Origin of the sequence: Rahnella sp. BIGb0603, assembly GCF_024808755.1 — a bacterium.
Taxonomy (GTDB): Bacteria; Pseudomonadota; Gammaproteobacteria; order Enterobacterales; family Enterobacteriaceae; genus Rahnella; species Rahnella contaminans.
Window position 1 is genome coordinate 366,122 of the sequence record NZ_JANUEX010000005.1, and the last position, 16,941, is coordinate 383,062.

12 protein-coding genes are annotated in these 16,941 nt (G+C 53.7%); all 12 read left to right on the plus strand.

What is annotated here, in order from left to right; genetic code table 11:
- Positions 1 to 42: 42 nt before the first annotated feature.
- The 12 genes from M2403_RS15750 to tssA all read left to right on the plus strand — a co-directional run bounded on the left by M2403_RS15750 (position 43) and on the right by tssA (position 16,927).
- Positions 43 to 600, plus strand: a complete 558-nt coding sequence (locus M2403_RS15750; RefSeq protein WP_259229966.1) for a hypothetical protein — start codon at positions 43 to 45, stop codon at positions 598 to 600.
- Positions 601 to 618: 18 nt separating this feature from the next.
- Positions 619 to 966 carry a hypothetical protein gene (locus tag M2403_RS15755; protein WP_259229967.1) on the plus strand — a complete coding sequence of 116 codons (348 nt, stop codon included), beginning with the start codon at positions 619 to 621 and terminating at the stop codon, positions 964 to 966.
- 781 nt (positions 967 to 1,747) lie between these two features.
- Entirely contained in the window at positions 1,748 to 2,011 is a 264-nt protein-coding gene (locus tag M2403_RS15760; RefSeq protein ID WP_101079093.1) for a PAAR domain-containing protein, read from the plus strand.
- Between the two features lie 2 nt (positions 2,012 to 2,013).
- A complete protein-coding gene (locus tag M2403_RS15765) occupies positions 2,014 to 3,225 on the plus strand; it encodes a hypothetical protein (RefSeq protein ID WP_259229968.1) in 1,212 nt (403 codons plus the stop codon).
- Complete coding sequence (locus tag M2403_RS15770; protein ID WP_259229969.1) at positions 3,222 to 6,650, plus strand: ImcF-related family protein; 3,429 nt, start codon at positions 3,222 to 3,224, stop codon at positions 6,648 to 6,650. Before M2403_RS15765 ends, M2403_RS15770 begins: the two co-directional genes overlap by 4 nt.
- A gap of 96 nt (positions 6,651 to 6,746) precedes the next feature.
- Positions 6,747 to 8,516, plus strand: a complete 1,770-nt coding sequence (tssF, locus tag M2403_RS15775; protein ID WP_152327211.1) for a type VI secretion system baseplate subunit TssF — start codon at positions 6,747 to 6,749, stop codon at positions 8,514 to 8,516.
- Positions 8,480 to 9,562, plus strand: coding sequence for a type VI secretion system baseplate subunit TssG (tssG, locus tag M2403_RS15780; RefSeq protein WP_259229971.1), 1,083 nt, complete (start codon positions 8,480 to 8,482; stop codon positions 9,560 to 9,562). Before tssF ends, tssG begins: the two co-directional genes overlap by 37 nt.
- Before the next feature lie 63 nt (positions 9,563 to 9,625).
- Positions 9,626 to 10,168, plus strand: coding sequence for a type VI secretion system lipoprotein TssJ (tssJ, locus tag M2403_RS15785; protein ID WP_259229972.1), 543 nt, complete (start codon positions 9,626 to 9,628; stop codon positions 10,166 to 10,168).
- A gap of 12 nt (positions 10,169 to 10,180) precedes the next feature.
- Positions 10,181 to 12,724: a type VI secretion system Vgr family protein gene (locus tag M2403_RS15790; RefSeq protein WP_259229973.1), complete on the plus strand. Its 2,544-nt coding sequence runs from the start codon at positions 10,181 to 10,183 to the stop codon at positions 12,722 to 12,724.
- Positions 12,721 to 13,980: a VRR-NUC domain-containing protein gene (locus M2403_RS15795; protein ID WP_259229976.1), complete on the plus strand. Its 1,260-nt coding sequence runs from the start codon at positions 12,721 to 12,723 to the stop codon at positions 13,978 to 13,980. The genes M2403_RS15790 and M2403_RS15795 overlap by 4 nt, the downstream gene beginning before the upstream one ends.
- Positions 13,981 to 13,996: 16 nt before the next feature.
- Positions 13,997 to 15,193, plus strand: a complete 1,197-nt coding sequence (locus M2403_RS15800; protein WP_259229979.1) for a DUF3396 domain-containing protein — start codon at positions 13,997 to 13,999, stop codon at positions 15,191 to 15,193.
- Positions 15,194 to 15,322: 129 nt separating this feature from the next.
- Positions 15,323 to 16,927 (plus strand): type VI secretion system protein TssA, encoded by a 1,605-nt coding sequence (gene tssA, locus M2403_RS15805; protein WP_259229982.1) that lies wholly within the window; start codon positions 15,323 to 15,325, stop codon positions 16,925 to 16,927.
- The last annotated feature ends 14 nt before the right edge of the window (positions 16,928 to 16,941 follow it).

The window sequence follows — 16,941 nt, forward strand, 5'->3', positions numbered from 1 at the left end:
CGCACTGGTCAGACGATGGTCGTTAGAATTAATGAGGTAAGCATGTTCAGAATACTAGCGGTTATTGCATTATTTTTTACATCAATTATATGCTTTGCTAAAGACCCAGTTGTCAAAATTAACACAGGCATTGTAGTTCCATCCAGTGATTATGGTTATTTTTTATACACACCAAGAAAAATCATGGATACAGATATTATATTTATGGAATATAATTTTAATGGTCAAGTAAAGTGTTGCGTGAAAATAAATGGCAATGAGTTAGCATGGCGTGAGAAAACAACAGCAGTAAGTGATGAATCTGGAGGGCAAGATGTTAATCTTTATATTGACATCAAAAATAATAAGATAAAAGAAACAGTTCCAAAGATATCCATTATTTTTTCAGAGCATGATTCTAAGTCATTTTCACCTGTAATCAGCAGGAGTGAAAATAACATAGCAGTTTTAGTGAAAGGCATGAACTATTATTTTTCCATGTGTAATAGCCAAGAAGGTGTGCATATCTACTCTGTAGGAAATAAAGTTGATGGGCATTTATATTATCCCCTTGGGTACGAAGTCAAACCAACGTGCCCTAAAGCTATTTATGATTACTAGTTGATCAAGAGGTTAAAAATGTTGAGCTTGAAATTCTTCCGTTTTCTTATAATTTCTGTTGTTTTATTTTCAACACAACTTATGGCTTCTACTGAAAAACCAGTAAAAGGACGCTTTGTTATTACACAAAAAGGTGAAACACTGAACGATGGATCCAGAGAGTCGATCACTTGGTTATTCAATATCGATGGGAATGGGGGTGGGGCATTAAAAAACTCTTCTTGGCATGCTTTTTTTACTTGTGATGGTGTTTATAAAATTACTCAGGATTCAGGACAGCTAGAATTCATGTGGGATAGAAATGCAAATTCGAAAAAGGTATGTTATACCCCTTCGCCACAATTCATAATGAAAAATGAAAAATGAAAATGGACACTGGCTTATTAAAAGTAAATTATTCCCATGGGGAGATGGCGGTTGGGAGCAAATAGAGAAAATCACGGAAAATTAAGAAAAATTAAGATTGCGCTCCCAATAAATAGAAAAGCCATTTAGAAATAGTAAGAGCACGCCCATTCAACTCAATTTCAGGCAAATAATATGAATAAAAACTTTTGCTATCCGCTTGTTATATTGTCGCACTGGGTTTATTTTCGGCAGAGTCCCTGGCTACGCCCCTTCCTAAAGGAACAGATTATCCGGTCACTCATTTATACAAAGGAAGCCGTTCAGTGCAGGTTGACTGTTCGGATGAATTCACAAATTCATTCAGAACTCGCTTCAAAGATGCAATGCAAGGGCCCGTTGTTTTTGCCGGAGAGTATGCGCAAGCCGAATAGGGATGCGGCGGATCCGGTTGTCACACCGTCGCATTTATTAATATACGTACCGGACGGGCCTTACCTACATCATTCTCTGCTTATGATGCAGGCGATGAGGAGCCAAAAACCATAGGCGAGGAAGTCTTATATATTAATAAAACCAGCAAACTCCTCGTCACCTACGATACCCATGCTGAATCAGGTAAACATTTTTATAATTATTACGCACTGGAAAATGGAGATCTCAAACTTATCCAAAAGGAACCCGATACGGGCTCAGAGTAAATATAGACGCCAGGCAAAACAATCAACCCCAAAAATAATAAATAACCCTATATCAAACAACTCCACAATAACTTCACCCCGCTCTGTAAAAGGACTTGCCCATGTTTCCTGTTGTTCGCGTTGGCGATAAAACCACTCATGGTGGAATGGTATTGGCCGGTTCCGGCACGATGACGTTTGCGAATATTCCCGTTGCCCGTAAAGGCGATAAGGTGTCATGCCCGATACCAGGCCATGGGCCGACAACTATAATTGAAGGCAATCCTAATTATCTCGACAACGGTATTCCTGTGGCCTTTCACGGCCATAAATGCGCCTGCGGATGTACGCTGATAAGTTCTCTTCCTGCGGCGCAGGTAGGATAAAAATGCCCGTCAATCTCGATATTATTCCCGCTATTGCCACCAAAGTGGTCCGGCCCCGCGTTCGTCGCTGGCTTATTTTCTGGGCATTTCTTCTGCTGGCCGGTGCGGTCGCCACGCTCTGGTTCTGGAAAAACGAACACACCGGCATGGCGTTCTGGTTCACTGCCGCCGTTGTTCCTACCGCCGTATGGGGCGTCCTCTTCAGCCTGCGGCGCATCAGCTATAAATGTGACCAGATCTGGGCGGCGTCGTGGAATAAGGAACGTAATCAGCTTCTTGAAGATGAAACCGTGCGGGGTCAGCGCCACCTCTGGCTACACGGGTGCGCATCGTTCACCACGCTGGGGAAAAATACCGGCGCACTGGTCAGCGCCGTGTTGAAAAATACCCCGCTGATGTCTTCCTCTGTTCCACGAACCGGGGGAGCTACCCTTCGGCATACGCGACTGGGCAATGACCACAGTACGGTGCCCGAGCTATTGCTGGAATGCCGTTCGGTTCTTAGCGTGCGGATGAACAGCCTGCTCGACGCCCTTCCCGCTGAAATGCCGTGTTACGTCCTGCTCGATATCCATGTCGACAGCAACCCTGCAGTAAACGCGGCTGCGGCACAGGAATTTCGCGAAGTGTTCTCCCGTCCGCTGCGACAGTTAAACGGCAGCGGGCTTGCTGCTTTAGACAGCTGGACAGATATGACCTGGGGCATTCCGTCGGCTCTGCTGATAGTGAGTACCCAGATCAATGCTTCGCCCACCAATAACAGCGGCGAAGCTGCCGCTGCCATGTTGCTGACCAACTGCCCGTCCACGGCCGATCCGCAAGCAGTACATATTCACCGGCCGGAACGCGGCAGCGCTGGCATGCTCAGCAAAACGATGTCCCGCGCGCTGTTGTGGGCGAAAGCAGCTCCGGCATCTGTCACACAGGCCTGGCTTACCGGCGGGAACCTGTTGACGGACAGCGGGTGGAGTACCGCCTGTGAAACGAACGCGCTTGCGCTGAATATTCAAAAGCAATGCGGCTTCATCGATAACATCACAGGGTTTACAGGCGTTGCTGCGCCATGGCTCGCCTACATTACGGCGGCCACACAGTGCCGCGAAGATGGCATCACACAGGCTGTTGCGGTGCAAACCGCCACGGACGAAATTTGGGTTGGATGCGTTTCTGCACCAGCCTCAGACGTTAAGGACATTCAGGACTCATCACTGTGACAATCAGATCCCTGCTGGGCAGTACTTTCTTGCTGTTGATTTTTATCGTCCTCATTGTGGCAGGTGCCCTCACCTTCTATCCGCAATGGGTGGCCTCCACGTTCGGCATCGGTCCGCTGTCGCCTTCCGGCATCTGGACACTTTGCCTGAGCCTTGTCGCCGGACTGGGCGCACTGTTCTGGCTGGTCGAACGTCTTTTCGACCGCGTCGGCAAGGCCGGTGTTCGCGTGCAATGGCGTAAACAAAAAAATCAGCAGGCAGGGGCTGGCATCGCTTCTGATGTCACCACTGAGCCCTCTTCGCCTTTCACCGGGCTGGATGAACAACTTCGGTTTCGCTACGGCCGGTTCTGGCACAGAAAAGTGCGGATCCTCTGGGTGACGGGCGACGCGGGGCTGGTCGAGCAGGTTGCACCCGGCCTGACCGGGCAGCACTGGCAGGAAGGTGACGGTACCGTGCTGCTGTGGGGCGGTTTACCCGACATTCCTGCGGACGCTGAACGGGTGCAGGCCGTCCGTCAGTTACGTTCACGCCGCCCGCTGGACGGTATTGTCCATGTCCTTGATGGTGAAAACTTACCGGGCACAGCATCGCTGGATGAAACCCTGCGCCAGCGCCAAAAAAGAGACGCACTGCTCGGCTGGCAGGCACCGGTTTACTTTTGGGTGCTCGGCAGCAGTGAATGGTCGCAGGCGGGTCGCGAGACCGAAACCGTCGGTTGCCTGACGCCGGGAAAGGTAACAGCAGATGCCGTACTCAGCGCGCTCGATGCATTAATCCCTGATTTACGTGAGCAGGGAATGGCGCAACTGGCAGTGGATACCCGTTACGACTTCTTATTGCGTCTCACCGATAAACTGCGCAAAGAATGGCGCGCGGGGCTGAAAAGATTGCTTGCCGGCGTTACGCAGGGCCCTTCTGCACTGATGCTGCGTGGCCTGATGTTCAGCTTGCCAGTCACGACAGAAGCGGGAACAGCGCATAACTGGGTACGGGTGCCGGAGTGGCAAGGTGTGTTGGAGGATTGTCGTCGCACAACCGGCAAACGCGTGGGCTGGCCATGGGAAAGGATCCTGCAAATCTCGCTTCTATCTCTGATTGCCCTTTGGGGTGCAGGCACCCTGCTCTCTTTATGCATTAATCAGCAGCAGATTGCCGGGTCTCAGGAAAAAGCCGTGATGGCGGCAGATGCGCAGCAACCTCTGGCAGACCGACTGACGCATCAGCTGGCACTGCAACAGGAAATTGCAAAATTACAGTTCCGTGAGACGTCGGGTTCCCCGTGGTATACCCGCTTTGGTCTCAATCAAAATGCCGCACAGCTGGCTGCACTTTGGCCGTTGTACCAGCGAAACAGCGAGATGTTAGTGCGCGACCCCGCACAGGCTAAACTCAGTCAGAGACTGACGGAGTTTGTCCAGCTGCCGCCGGGCAGCCCGCAGCGCGACGCTTTAACACAACAGACTTATGCAGAGCTTAAAGCCTACCTGATGATGTCGCGCCCTGATAAGGCTGACGCCACTTTCCTGAGTCAGACATTAATGACAGCCTGGCCGCAGCGCGAAGGGGTTCCGAACGGTCAGTGGCAAAATGTCGGGCCAAAACTCACCGCCTTCTGGGCGCAGAATCTGCCCGCACATCCTGAATGGAAAACCACTCAGAACAAAACGCTGGTGACTTCCGTACGACAAATTCTGCTCAAGCAGATTGGCCAGCGCAATGCCGAAGCCGCCTTGTATCAGGACATGCTGAAGAGAGTCGCCAATAATTATCCGGATATGACGCTGACCGAAATGGTCGGCGATACCGATGCTTCATCGTTGTTTGATACCGAAGAAATCGTACCGGGAATGTTCACCCGTCAGGCGTGGGAAGAACAGGTTCAGGATGCGATTGATCAGGTGGTCGCGACCCGTCGCAATGAAATTGACTGGGTGCTCACCAGCAAATCCCAGCCTGCCGCTGACGACATTTCACCCGAAGCGCTGAAAGAACGTCTTACCGAGCGTTATTTCACTGATTTTGGTAATGCGTGGCTGAACATGATCAACAGCCTGCACTGGCAGGAGCCCGGTTCGTTGTCTGAAGCGATTTCTCAACTTACGCTGATGTCTGACGTCCGTCGCTCACCCATGGTCGCGCTGATGAATACCCTCGCCTGGCAGGGGAAAACGGGGCAGAAAGGCGAAGCCCTGGCCGATACACTGGTTAATTCAGCCAAAAAACTGGTGGGCAAAAAACAGCAGCCAGTGATTGAACAGGCGGGAGGTCCGCAAGGTCCGCTGGATGCCTCATTCGGCCCGCTGCTGGCGATTATGGACGGGAAAAACGGCGGCGCTGGTAACGGCAACCTCAGCTTCCAGGCCTACTTAACCCGCGTGACGCAGGTTCGTCTGAAACTTCAACAGGTCACCACGGCACCGGATCCGCAGGCAATGACACAAATGCTGGCGCAGACCGTGTTTCAGGGCAAAGCCGTCGATCTCACCGATACCCGTGATTACGGAAGTCTGGTTGCCGCCAGCCTCGGACAGGAATGGAACGGATTTGGTAAGGCGATGTTCGTACAACCGCTGGAACTGGCCTGGCGTCAGGTGCTGCAACCTGCGGCCGGTAGCCTGAATGCACAATGGCAAAGCACCGTTGTAGACCAGTGGAATATCTCATTCGCCGGGCGCTATCCGTTTGCCACAACAGGCAGCGACGCGTCCTTACCGGTCGTTGCACAATATCTTCGTGCAGATTCCGGGCGCATCTCGCAATTCCTGAAAACACAGATGAGCGGGATTTTACATCAGGAAGGTAACCGCTGGGTTCCGGACGCCATCACCAGTCAGGGGCTGACCTTTAACCCGGCATTCCTGGATGCTATCAACCAGTTAGGGCAATTATCGGACATCATCTTTGCCCAGGGTGATGCGGGCTTACGCTTTGAACTGATGGCGCGACCATCTAAAGACGTGGTGCGCACCCAGCTCACCATAGACGGGCAGGATTTGGATTACTTCAACCAGATGGAAAGCTGGCAAAGCTTTACCTGGCCTGGCAAATCCTATTATCCGGGTACCCATCTCAGCTGGCGCAGCATCAGTTCCGGTATGCAGCTGTTCGCAGACCAGACAGGTAACTGGGGGCTGATCCGCTTACTGGAAAAAGCACAGGTCACACAACTCGACAGCAGCCGCTATCAGCTGGTCTGGAAAACGCCTGACGGGCTGCCGCTCAAATATATTCTGCGCACTGAATTGGGCAACGGCCCGCTGGCATTGCTGGCGTTACGCAATTTCTCATTGCCGAAAAAAGTCTTTTTAGATGACGTGCCGGTTTCCGCGGCCCTTGCGGCTGACCCCGGCGCAGCCAATACCCACGATATGTCAGACAGTGAAGACATCCCCGCCGGAATCCCCTCCGGCTCGGGTGAATAAAGGCTTCGTTTTTGCACCCGCGGCTGAACGCGGTTGCAACCCCGCCATTGCTTTCGATTGACAACACCACTGAATTTTTCAGTCAGGAATCTGTATATGGATGATTTGACCCTGCGTTATTACGAAGCAGAGATGCGCTACCTGCGCGAGGCCGGACGTGAATTTGCTCACGCCCACCCTGACCGCGCCGCCATGCTTAATCTGGACAAGTCCGGCGCACGTGACCCTTACGTTGAACGCCTGTTTGAAGGCTTTGCGTTTCTGATGGGCCGCTTGCGGGAAAAACTGGATGATGACCTGCCGGAGCTGACCGAAGGGCTTGTCAGCCTGCTTTGGCCGCACTATATGCGCACCATTCCTTCTCTGGCGATCGTAGAGCTCAAGCCCGATTACCAGCAACTTAAACAGGCCGAATCCATTCCTCAGGGCTTCTCCGTGCTGTCCCAGCCTGTCGGTCCGAAGCAGACCTGCTGCCAGTATCAGGTCACCCGCGATATGCCACTGCTGCCGGTCAACCTTTCGCACGCGAAGCTGCATACCGAAACGGACGGCCGTTCAACGATACGCCTTCGCTTTGACTGCGGCCCGCTGGCAGACTGGCGCAAAGTCGATTTAAGCCGTGTGTCTGTTTATCTCGATGCCGATGGTCCGGTGAGCAGCGCGCTGCATCTGGCTCTCACGCGCAACGTACAGGCCATGTATGTTCGTCAGCCGGAACTCGGGCAAGACAGACGCGCTATCGATGGCTGGTTCAAACCGATGGGCTTTGAAGAAAATGAACAGCTATGGCCGAAAGGCACTTCGGCTTTCAGCGGTTATCAGCTACTGCTCGAATACTTTACCTTCCGGCCTAAATTCATGTTTGTTGAGCTCAACGGCCTGCAAAATATTCACCTCGCGCCGGGCACGACCTGGTTCGAACTCGATATCGTGCTCAGCGAATTGTGGCCTTACGATCTGCCGTTTGATACCGACACATTCCGTCTGCACTGCGTACCGGTGATTAACCTGTTTTCACTGGAAGCCGATCCGCTTCAGATTGATCCTCTGGCTAACGAATACCTGCTGCGGCCGCTGCGTCTGCAAGACGGGCATGTGGAAATCTACAGCGTCGATCAGGTCCACGGTTCGGTAAAAAACGGCAGGCATGACTACGTGCCGTTTACCAGTTTTCGGCATCGTGGCGGCATGATGCGGCACGACGCGCCTGAGCGCTATTTCCACTCAAGGGTGAAACGGGGGCCATCCGGCCTGCATGACACCTGGCTGATCCTCGGCGGAAAATCATTTGAGGCCGAGCAACTGAGGGATGTACGCGAAGCTTTGTCGCTGCGTATCACCGGCACCAACGGCCAGCTCCCGCGTAAAGCACTGGAAAGCACCTTACTTAACCGTGTGGTTAAAGCCGGAAAAGTTCCGGTGCAGGTGCGTAACCTGACCACCCCGACGATGCCGGTTTACCCCCCTGCCAGCGACCGTTTCCACTGGCGGGTGATGAGCCATCTGGGTTCCAGTTTCCTCAGCATGATGGATGACCCGGAAGTGCTGCGTGGCACGCTGGCGTTGTATGACTGGACTGATGACGAAATGAATTGTCGCCGTCTGGAAGCCATCGTCGCGGTCAAACACCGCCTGATCCAACGTTTTGAAAAGGGGTTCATGCTGCGTGGCGTCGATATCGAAATCACGCTGAATACCGACAACTTTGCCGGTGAAGGTGACGTGAATTTGTTTGGTGAGATGCTGCACCGTTTCTTTGGCCTCTACGCCGATATCCACCTTTTTAATCAGCTGACGCTGGTGTTACAACCGACAGGAAAACGCCTGAGATGGAACGAGAATCACAGTCAACACGTACCGGGCTGATCGACGCCCTGAGTTCGCAGGCACCCTATCTGAATTTCTACCGGTTTTGCCAGCTTCTGGAACAAGCTGACAAAGACGCGCCGTTGTTGGGGACAACCAGCCATCCGGGCACTGACCCGGTGCGCTTTCGCCCCCATCCCGGCATGGGATTTCCGGTCAGCGAAATTAAATCTATTGATGCCGATGAAGACCACCCTGATGCTCCGCATACCGTTCGTACGACCTTTATGGGGCTGTACGGCGTTGACTCACCGCTACCCACAGGCTATCTCGACGATATTGCCCAGCGGCGCGAGGGGCACGAAGGGGTTGAGCATTTTCTGGATATCTTCAACCACAGGCTGATGACCCAGTTTTACCGTATCTGGCGTAAATATGCCTACCCGGCAACATTTCAGGCAGGTGGGACGGATGAAACGTCTCAGTGTCTGCTTGGGCTGATTGGGCTGGGCATACCCGGAACTGAGAAACATATTGCCACGCCGGTCTCCCGCTTTTTGGCCCTGTTGAGCACCATGCGTTTGCCGACGCGCACGGCAGAAGGGATCCGCGCACTGGTTAATCTGCTGGCACCTCAGACACAGGCGCATATTCAGGGCCATGACCCGGTGTCGGTAGAGATCCGCACACGCAGCGGACTTTCCGGTGAAAACAAGATCGCCCTGGCTCAGCGCAGCGTGTTGGGGCGCAAAGGTAAAGACGGCAACAGCCGCGTGCTGGTCACCCTGTTTACCGACAATGTGCAGGAGGCGGAAGGCTGGTTGCCCGGCGGCCATCTGCACACCGACCTGCTCGTCCTGATGCGGGTATACCTGGGATACCGGTGCAACGCGCGATTGCAACTCACCGTCCCAACCCGTCTGCTGCCTGAACCCCGGCTTGGCGGGACACGCCGCATACAACTCGGGCGTACCGGTGTGCTGGGGCTGCAGGAAAGCAAACGCAGTTCACTGCCTCAAAGTATGACGGTCAGCCTTGGCCTCTATGAAGGTATCCGGGATGAACCTCTTTCCCCGGCGGCATCGGGTGAATACCGTTTTCGTTAAATCTCGCCATCCCTGCCCGGCACGGATGCGCTGTTTTATGCAAAGTAAGAGAAGGATGCACTGATGGCAAAAAGAAACTCCACGCACGCCCGTTGGCTGCGAAGCGGCGTATGGCTGCTTGTAACCCTGCTCAGCGGTTGTGGTCTGACCCAGACCGTGGTCGACGGAACTAAAGGCGTGACTAAGGCCATTTTTTATAAACAAATTAAGATATTACATCTCGATTTCACTCCACGCTCTGCCGTGAATACCGACGTGGGTGATCAGTCATCCCTCGCCACGATGGTACGGGTTTACCAGCTCAAAGATCGCAAAGCCTTTGACGGCGCGGATTATGAAAAACTGCTGCTTCAGGCTGACACCGTATTAAAAGCCGATGCGCTGGCATCAAAAGAAGTGTTAGTCATGCCGGGTGGCGATGTATCGCTCGATATGCCGATGGAGGCCGATGCACAGTTCGTTGCTGTGGTGGCACTCTTCCGCCACCCCGACAGACTGCATGACACCTGGCGGGTGGTCCTGAAACGTGACGAACTCGATCCGGATAAGCCCCGTACGCTGGAGCTGAATAACGACCGGATGACCCTGTTGCCCGTCAAAGATTAAATGGAGGTTTCTGTGGCTGATATTCTGAGTTCTCTCCTCCCGGCCTCCGGGAGTTTGTCCCGTTATTCCCTCAATATCTGGAAAAGCCCCTATGTACTCGACGTCCTCAACTTTCGCGGCGAAGAGCAGCTCAGCGAGCCCTATTCTTATGTGATAGAGGCGACCAGCCCGGAACCGGATATCGACCCCGCGCAGGTCTTACGCAAATTTGCCCGCTTCAGCATGCAGACGTCCGCTCAACCGGGCCGCACCGTTTACGGCGTGGTGCGTGACTTTCAGCGCCTTTCGACCTCTGCCGACGAGACGCATTACCGCTTTGAGCTGGTGCCCCGCCTGAGACTGCTGGAAAACACCACGCGCACCGCCATTTATCAGAATCAGTCGGTGCCCGAAGTGGTCGAACAGCTCCTGCGCGCCCACGACCTCGAATGGCAGGATTTTGAGTTTCGTCTCCGTCAGGCCTACCCGGAGCGCGAACTCATCACCCAGTGGGGGGAAAATGACCTGCAGTTTATCCGGCGTATTCTGGCCGAAGTGGGTATCTGGTGGCGCTTTGAAACCGATACCCGCCTCGAGTCCGAAACCGTCGTGTTCGGGGACGGGCCGGAGCAGTATCAGTTTGGCGTCACGCTGCCTTATTGCGAGCCTTCCGGCATGAGCGACGGTCAGGCGGAAAGCGTCTGGGGCATGAAAGTCCACTGGCAGGCCGTCACCGGGCGTATCAGCAAACGCGATTACAACTACCGCGACGCCACCGCTCCGCTTGATACCGCCGCGCAGGTCAGAAGCCTGGCACCGGTGGCCGGTGAGGGATATCACTACGCCCTGTCGTACCGCGAGGTCGGGGACGATACCGACGCCGCCGCCGAAACCGGCGCGTTTTACGCCCGCATCCGCCACGAGCGCCTGCTCAACAAACAGAGCCGCATTTTTGCCCGCAGCACCTGCCTCGCCCTGGCGCCGGGGCAGGTGCTCGAGCCGCAGAACTACCCGTTCAGCGACCTGAAAGACGGCATTCTCATCACCCGGATTGTCGCCAAAGGCGCCCGCAGCGAACACTTTCGCCTTAACCTGTGGGGCATGGCCTACAGCGAAAATGTCTGTTTCCGCCCCGTTCCGCCTGAGCGTCCGGTTATCCGCGGCACCGTACCGGCGCGGGTGGAAAGCACGGAGAAAAAGGATACTTACGCCTGGCTCGATAATCAGGGGCGGTATCGCGTCAGGCTCAACGTTGACCGGGATGCATGGGATAACGGCCATGCGTACCTGCTGCTGCGCCTCGCCCGGCCTTACGCCGGTGACGGCTACGGCTGGCACAGCCCGCAGCCCGACGGCACCGAAGTCGCCATCGCCTTTGAGGCCGGAAACCCGGACCGGCCTTACATCGCCGGTGCCCTGCACGACTCGGACCACGCCGACCACGTGACCGAACGCAACCACACCCGCAACGTCCTGCGTACGCCTGCGAATAACAAGCTGCGGATGGAGGACCGGCGCGGCGAAGAGCACGTCAAGCTCGCCACCGAATACGGCAAAACCCAGCTTAACGCCGGGCATCTGGTGGATGCGCAGAATAAGCCGCGCGGCGAGGGCGTCGAGCTGCGCACCGACGAACACGGCGCGGTGCGCGGCGGTAAAGGCATTTTCATCAGCGCCGACGCTCAGCCCAAAGCGCAGGGTCAGGTCATGGACAACAGCGCCGCGCTGCGTGAAATCGAATGCCTGCAACAGCAGGTCAAAGCGCTGAGCCAGGCCGCCGCCGAAGTCAGTGCGCTGGAGGCCGATATCGCGGCGCAAATCGCGATGTTCAGCGAGCGCCTGAAGCCGATTAATCAGGTGGTACTCGCCAGCGCCCCGGAAGGCATGGCGCTGACCAGCGGCGAGCATCTCCAGCTGGCGGCCACCAAAAACCTGATACTGAACGCCGGTCAGAATGCCGACCTCGGCGTGATTAAAAACCTGACCCTCAACGCCGGGCAGGAAATGGGGATGTTCGCGCTGAAGGGCGAAATGAGCCTGAAGGCCAGTCAGGGCAAGGTTGAAGTGCAGGCGCAGAACAACACCATGGCGCTGGCGGCGGGCAGGAAAGTGAGCATCACGGCGGTGGACGGCGACATCCTGTTTGCGGCGAAAAAGCGCATCACCCTGATTGGCGGCGGCAGTTACCTCATCCTGCAGGACGGCAAAATCGAGTACGGCACCGAACATGACTACTTCCGCCGCACCGGGCATTCGGTGCTGACGGTGCCGGAGGCAAAGCCGCTGACCTTCCCCAATTTAAAACCGGGTTATCAGTATTCAGCCCGCTATCAGCTTACGGATGAAACCGGCAATATTCTGGTTAATACGCCCTATAAACTGACCACCGCGCAAGGAAAAACGGTCGCTGGGTATACCGACCGCGAAGGCAAAACACTGCCGGTCTATTCATCAAAGGCCGAAAATGTCGATTTGCACCTCGTTAAACAAAAGCCCCAACTGATAGAACAGCTTTACTACATTGGTCAGGCCGACCCGCTTGATATGGAAACCGAATACAGGGATGAAGCACAATGAATTTACCTGAATTACCGGATACGCCGGACAGTATCCCCGACGGAGATGCGCCTTATGAATGCACCACCACGACGGTAGATATGCAGGAAAAACAGGCGCGGTTACCGAATGAAGCCAGCCGTCAGTACCTGCATCTGAAAGTCGAATACTCAATGCGGTTTCCGCGACTGACCGCCGGCGTTTCCAGTAAGGGAAAGAGCTACAACATCAGCCTTAAGCAGCTGATGATGAGCGGGTTGATCCGCGTCGATGAAATTGCCCGCAATTATTTCTGGTATTACAAAGCGGAGGTGCCGTTTGATATGCGCACTACGCCACCGCGCCCCTATCTGAGCAGCACACTGTTGAAAACCGAGGGCGCGAAACGGCGGCATACCACCAATCCGTTCCCGGAAAGCGGCAAAGGGATTTACCGCCGCCCGGACATCATCATTGTCAAAAATCAGCAGGATCGCTGGCCGGGTCTGGCGGGGCCAGACAGTGAGAATGCCATGCATGTCGATAACCTCGAAAGATTGGTCGAGGTGAAGTTTCCGGAGGATAAGTTTGGTCGAGAGCAGTATGGCGACTACATGCTGATTGTTGGCAGGGACAGAAACCGTTTAACTATCTTAGAAATCCACGACTGCCGCCCTGACGAAGGCAAACAGGCCGACCATGTATTTAACGTTACCGGCAAGGCGGTCAGTAAATACTGGCCGATGTTTTTCTTTCCGCCCATATTTTTACCCCGACCGCCCACTACGCCGGCGGCGGCACGCATTGAACCCTGGACCTACGCCGTAAAAGAGACGGTGGCAAGCCTGGCTGAAAACGCCGCTGACGGCTGGAATACGTTATCCGCCGATCTTCAGGGAAAACTTAAATATACGGCCCAATGGCTGAATGACAGCGGCAAATGGGTCCACGTGCAGGCACAGGGTGTGTGGCACTGGGTCAGTGATAACGGCAAGATTATAAAAAGCTGGACAGATCATGAGTTGCTGACTGCATGGTCGGGGATCCAGCGGGTCACGGACCTGACGCTGGACACGTTAAAAAAAATTGACTGGATACAGATATTGACGGATGTGGCAAAAGTGGCCGGAGTCGTTTTAGTGTCGATTGGCGTAGGTTTTTTAGTGATGACGCTTGGCATACCGGAGGCGCTGGTGGCTGCGTTGTTACTTATCGTACGTCTGGCAATCATGGCATGGGACGCACTGGCGACAGTGCTGGCCGCGGGTGCGGCCGCTGCGACGTTAAGCACACAATAAATAAGAAGGTATTAAAATGGACTTAACCTATATCGAACGCTGGCTCTCAGACGCTACCGTGAACTACAAAGATGGCCGTCCGGCGGTTAGCCTTGGGCTGATTATTACGGTATTTTTCCGCAACGGACATACCGCGGAAGTTCGCGAAAAAATGGTCGGATGCGTTGACCGGTTTTATGAAGAATTTAAACCCCATTTGAAAAAACAAATGAACGGAAAATGGGTCGGGATCACCGAAAAAAATTATGCCAAAAAACGGCAGGAGATTATCGAATCTACCCCAGAGGAAAATTTTTCCTGGTATCTGACCAGTGCCACTGAGGATTTTCTTGCCCCGGATTACGATGTCTTAATCATGGGAGAGAGAATATTTCATAACGATACAAGTCGTTCTGTCATTAAGTTAACGTTTACATTATCGATATTAACGGAATTGGGAGGCACAGAGTGCTATCAAGATTGGATATTGTGGCTATGCAATGAGTTTGATGTTGAAAGTGGTTATGGGGGTATATCATTTAGCCTTCCAGAAGAATTTCATCGCATGTTCCCATATGAATATGCCCTGGCGCATCGCTTCCCTGGAGCAATGGTAGATTCAATTGGAACCCTCGAAGGTGGAGATGCGACGGAGGGCGTTAAAGGCGCTGCATGGTATACAATCCTCGGCAATCACTGGATAGATAAGATTGGCGGCGAAACAGCACTGAAATGTCTCATTTCAGATACGCCAGAAATTACGCTCTTGCCTTATGACAATGGTGTGATTCTTAAAGCGGGAGAAAAACCGCCTGCTCTCGGTGAAATCAACACAGAAGAGTTACCGCCACTTTTGGTAAAAATAAATCAGGTGATCCGACCAATTCGTCAGGATGGACACAACGGATTGCACTTTTATTCGATGGAACAAAATCATCAGTTCGACAAAGAATCGTCCATGAAGTGGTACGCGCGCTTTGACGCAGCCAGCGATAAATTGCCGTTGCCAGACATGAGCCCGCGGGAACCAAAACGCATCACCGCCTTCAGCGGTGAAATCAGCCCGCACACCGGCAGGTGGGGAACCTTTATCGACGGCAGCCTGCGCTATGTTCACCTGAAACAGGGCCAGAAACTGCCGGACTATGAAGATAAAGAAGGCAAGCTGCGCCGGACGATTTGGTCATTGCTTGAGCGGGATGATAAAGACAATATTTTTGTTAACAGACAATAAAAGCTCCGGGAGTAAGGCTGCTCACTGCAAGTCATATTGATTCTCTTCAAACCCACTACACACACCTGACTTCAAATACCTAACAGCACTTCAAACAAAGACGCAATAAAGATAAGGAATTCGCCTCTTATGGCAACACTACATTCCCTGCTGGGACACTGCCCGGATATAACCCAGACACAGTTGCTGCAAAAAGCAAAAGCCCAAACTGCATTGTGGGACAAATGGCTGCAACCCATCAGCAGCACCTTGCCCGTGGGTGAAGACCCCGGGTATGACGACGATTTTCAGCGCATGCGTGAAGAGGTCAACAAAATCTCAGGCGCTGATACCGAGCTTATTTGTCAGCTGGCTGAAAAATTACTGACCACAGTTTGCAAAGATGTGCGGGTGGCCACCTATTATCTCTGGGCACGGTTACATCGCGACGGCGAATCAGGTCTGGCCGAAGGGCTGGAGCTGCTCAGTGGACTGATTGCCCGCTATGGCGACCGGCTGCTGCCATCGCGAAAAAATAGCCGACTGGTCGCGATGGAATGGTTATCTGGCAGTAAAGTGCTGGACAGCCTGTCGCTTTATCCTGAGGTTGATAAGCCTGAGTTTGAACGCATACTCGCCTCGCTGGCTCTTTTTGAAGATTCAATTCCCACATGGGAGCCCGAAAACCGACCGCAACTCAGCGGCTTATATGACGCTCTCGGCGCACGTCTTGCACAGTCCGGCGGCTTCGATGCGGTTGTTCCACAAAACAGCGGAGGCCAGGCATCCGCCGAATCCCGTTCCACATCACAGGAAATGCCAGCACTACGCACCATTCAGTCTGGTCGTGAGTTGCTCGATCAGGCGAAAGCTCTCGCGCAATATCTGCGCGATCAGCCACAGGGCTGGCTTTCAGGGCATCGTCTGATGACTACCGTGCGATGGGACACCGTCGATCAACTCCCTCCGCTTGACGCCAAAGGGTGTACCCGACTCGTGCCCCCGCGAGCTGAGTACCGCGCACATCTCAAACGCCTGTTTTTGCAGCAAAGCTGGAGCGAGATACTGGAGAACGCCGACCGGATGTTTAGCGAAGGCGTCAACCATTTCTGGCTGGATTTGCAGTGGTATTTGTATCAGGCGCTGAGTAAATCAGGACCACCTTATGACGGCTGGGCGGAGTTCATCAAACAAGATTTGCGGTTGTTGCTGATTCGTCTTCCAGGGCTTGAAACTCTGGCTTATAGCGATGGCACTCCGTTCGCTGATGAGGTTACCGCAGGCTGGATATCCGGCGAAATACAGGGTAATAGCGTGCTCTGGCAATCAGAGCAAAATGCGGCGCCAGTTAACGGTGATGACGATGTCCTCCAGCTGGAAGCTGAAGCGCTCGCACAGGCAGACAGTGAAGGTATCGAGTCCGCACTCAACTGGCTACAAACCCGTCCTGGCATGAATACATATCGCCAGCGTTGGCTCATCCGGCTGCTGATGGCCCGTATTGCTGAGCAATATGGCAAAAATGAGATGGCACTTCATTTGCTCAGCGAACTGGAAACAACGGGCAACAGTCTGACGCTGGCCCGATGGGAACCGGCATTTATGTTTGAAGTGAAAGCCCGTCGCCTTAAATTACTGCGTATGAAAGTTCAACGCGGTGATACCAACAAAACATTAATTTCGCAGGAAATGGACACGCTGCTGGCCGGGCTTTTTGCGATTGATCCCGCACGGGCAGCCGTGCTTTGCGCTTAAAAGGAATCCAACCG